The following is a 3,239-nucleotide window of genomic DNA, read 5'->3' as shown; positions in this document are numbered from 1 at the left end:
AAAGCTGTTTGTAGGTGTCTTAACCCTTGTTGTAAAGGTACACAGCTAACTTCATTGAGAAAGTTTAATTCTTCTTGTTTTTTCCAATCGGTTAGCATTGAAGAAGTTTCAGTATATCCTACTCTTTCTTGTCTTTCGTACCATGCTTGTGTTCTGAGATGGAGTGCCTTATTGTAAACCAATCTTACACAGCCCAATGTGCGCCGCAATAGCGACTCTTGTTCGGGTGTGGGGTAAAATCGAAACGAGTAGGCTTTTTCCATACCTCACATTTTAGCATATATTTCGTAAACGATGCTCATATTTAACAGTAAAGCCAACCTAGAACGACGGGGTTTCAGATCCAAATTTTCCGATGAGAGGGAAAGTTTTCAAAGGCTTTCCTATGGCTTGCCGGACTTTTCGGGTTTAACCTCCGTCACACGCCAACTAAGTTTGAGATTGATCCAGAAATTCCAGATTGTCACCATAGCGATCGCAATTAAGTTAGCAATATAACGATTAATATGTAAGACATTGAAGAAAAAGTTCAAGAGCAGGACGTTGAGGATCAAACCGGCCAAACAAATAAGATTAAATTTAAGAAAACGTTTGAAACGCTGCTGCCACTGATTTTGGCCAGTGGACAAATCGCCAAAAGTCCAGCGATCATTCCAGAGAAAATTATTAATAATAGCCACCTCGGCGGCGATAATCTTACTGCGAGTTACTCCCCAAGCGAGGGTAGTGGGATCGCTGAGGAGATAAAAGATAGCCATATCGACGAATACGCCACTAAACCCGACCAAACTAAAGCGAAGAAAGCGAGCGAGGGGGAATTGCCAACGCCTTTTCAGACCACCGAAACGACCGCGGGAACGCAATTTCAGCAGGTGCAGGATATATTCGATGTATTGTTGCCAGGTGACTTTGCTTTCACCGTCTTGACGCTCTTGGAAAACGTAACCCACTTCGGCGATCCGGTCGATATTGCCGCGACCGATAACTTCGAGGAGGATTTTATAGCCCATCGGGTTTAAGATCGGGCCAGCGATCGCTTGTCGATTAACCATGAAATAGCCACTCATCGGATCCGATACCCGTCCCACCACGTTAGGCAGAATGACTAATCCCAACAGCTGCGCCCCCCGGGAGAGGAAGCGTCGAGTCAGACTCCATTGGCTGACTCCACCCCCTTCCACATGGCGACTAGCCAGGGCGAGATCGGCTCCGGCTCTGGTTTGCTCGAATAATTTTAATAACACTTCCGGGGGATGCTGTAAATCGGCATCGATGACCCCAAGTATGTCGCCCCGTGCCACTTGCCACCCCCTCACCACTGCCGAGGATAGGCCTTTTTCTCCCTCCCGACGCAGCACTCGCAGCTGGGGATATTTAGGGATTAAAGACGCGGCGACTTCCCAAGTGCGATCAGGACTATTATCATCGACAACGATCAGTTCGTAATCGTTGGGAAGGGCTTCGTCAAGTATTTGACTGAGAATGTTGACTAATTGAACGATATTTTGCCGTTCATTGTAGGTGGGAATGACTAGAGACAGGCTGAGAGGATAATTTTTTTCTGCTTCTAGGTTGCCGTCGTCCGGGGGAGGAGGAGATAAAGGTACCTGTAGATCTCCTGTGGGGGGAGTTAAGAGAGACTGCTGTACCTTCATGAAAAATTTGACCTCACTCGCGGTTGATTTAGCTATAGACGCACTGACAACGGCAGAAGATTCTGAATGCTTTTGGCAACCTAACCTATTGAACCATACCTTTGTCGTCTCTTGGGCGGACACAAGCATTGATTAACCGGTACTATCGGCCATGACTCGTAAACCCAAGACACTGTGGTGTTGATCGGGAAGGCAAAAGGTGCGATTGGCACTGCGTAGGTGCCTAGCTTCATCGCCCCAACTGCCCCCTCGCACTAAACGGGCGGAACGATAACGGGGCTGCAAGCGAGTATCCCTGTCTAACCAAGCACTACCATCCAGGGGCGGGGTTCCCTCGTAATTCCGGTGCCAGCTATCGGCGCACCATTCGCCCACGTTGCCGTGCATATCGTAGAGACCGAAATTATTGGGGGCGAAACTGCCCACCGGGGTAGTCCTAGCCAGATAGGCGCCGGCTGGTTCTTCCGCGTAGGGATCATAGACGGCAAAGTAATTGGCGCGCTCGCTGGTGAGGGTTTCCCCGCAGTAAAAGGGGGTGGTTGTACCGGCGCGACAGGCGTATTCCCAGCGTGATTCACTCGCTAGTCGGTAATCTTTGCCGGTGGATCGGGAGAGTCTTTGACAAAATTCGATCGCCTCGTACCAGGAGACTCTTTCAACAGGCAAGTTATCGCCTTGGAAAAAGGAGGGCGCCGGGTTGAGTTCGAGATTAATTTTGGGTAGTTGGGCGATCGCTCGCCATTGTGCTTGGGTGATCGGGTATTTGCTCAGAAAAAAAGCCGCCGTCGTCAGGGAATTTTCTGGTTTTTCACTGCTAGTATGATCGCCTTTTTCCTCATTTTTCGAGCCGCGTCGAAAACTGCCCCCCGGAATAGCCACCATTTCTAGTTCGCTGCCGTTGCCTAAAGGTTCGCGCCAGGAGCGAGCGCTACCCTGACGGCGATCGATAATTTGCCCTCGACGATCAACGGTAACTGTTTCAAAGCTATATTCTGTCCACTGGAGATTTTGCGAATTTACTGGGCGAATTTGCCGCAAAAATTCCTCTATTGCCTCTATATTCTCGGCACTAGCTTGGTTTTGGTCGGCAGAATAACTGAGCCGAGAGGAGAGAAGGGTAGCTAGTCCGGCACTTCCTCCGGCTAGGGCCGCTAATTTCAGCAAACTACGTCGGTTTAAGAGGGGATTAGGGGGATAGTTCATATTTTTAGGAGACTGGTCTGATATTTAGGCATTTCTAAGTAAGTAGTTATAATTAAATTGAAGATAGATTTTGGGTTCGATCCCCCCTGCCCCCCTTGATAAGGGGGGTGCCGATAGGCGGGGGGATCCCTCCTGCCCCCCTTGATAAGGGGGGTGTCTGACAACTTTTAACACCTACCTACTTAGGGTTTGCTGAAAAAGTTTTTCCTGGGGGTAGGAGTCAGTAGCCGGTCGTCAGGAGTCGGTCGTTTCAGGCTTTGTTGCCCTCTTTTTTTGTACCAGTTTATGTACTACGAGGAGAATAATGCAAGGTTTTTGAATGTCCCAATCCTATTTTCTTGCACTAACATCAGATTTTAACAGGTCAAAAGCCTTATTTTC

3 protein-coding genes are annotated in these 3,239 nt (G+C 48.7%); all 3 read right to left on the bottom strand.

Annotated elements, in window-relative coordinates:
* On the bottom strand, positions 1–263 hold a 263-nt coding region (locus O9290_RS24155), incomplete at its 3' end, for a helix-turn-helix domain-containing protein (RefSeq protein ID WP_288087623.1).
* 120 nt (positions 264–383) lie between these two features.
* Positions 384–1,655: a glycosyltransferase gene (locus O9290_RS24150; RefSeq protein WP_288057886.1), complete on the bottom strand. Its 1,272-nt coding sequence runs from the start codon at positions 1,653–1,655 to the stop codon at positions 384–386.
* A gap of 132 nt (positions 1,656–1,787) precedes the next feature.
* Entirely contained in the window at positions 1,788–2,858 is a 1,071-nt protein-coding gene (locus O9290_RS24145; RefSeq protein ID WP_288057884.1) for a formylglycine-generating enzyme family protein, read from the bottom strand.
* Positions 2,859–3,239: the final 381 nt, after the last annotated feature.

Source organism: Microcystis sp. LE19-41.2A, from assembly GCF_027530405.1.
Taxonomy (GTDB): domain Bacteria; phylum Cyanobacteriota; class Cyanobacteriia; order Cyanobacteriales; family Microcystaceae; genus Microcystis; species Microcystis aeruginosa.
The sequence above is the reverse complement of the archived record's forward strand: the minus strand, read 5'-3'. Positions and strand labels throughout refer to the sequence as shown.

Excerpts from the sequence above, each read along its gene's own strand:
- O9290_RS24150 (WP_288057886.1), bottom strand. The coding sequence starts at position 1,655 with ATGAAGGTACAGCAGTCTCTCTTAACTCCCCCCACAGGAGATCTACAG.
- O9290_RS24145 (WP_288057884.1), bottom strand. The coding sequence starts at position 2,858 with ATGAACTATCCCCCTAATCCCCTCTTAAACCGACGTAGTTTGCTGAAA.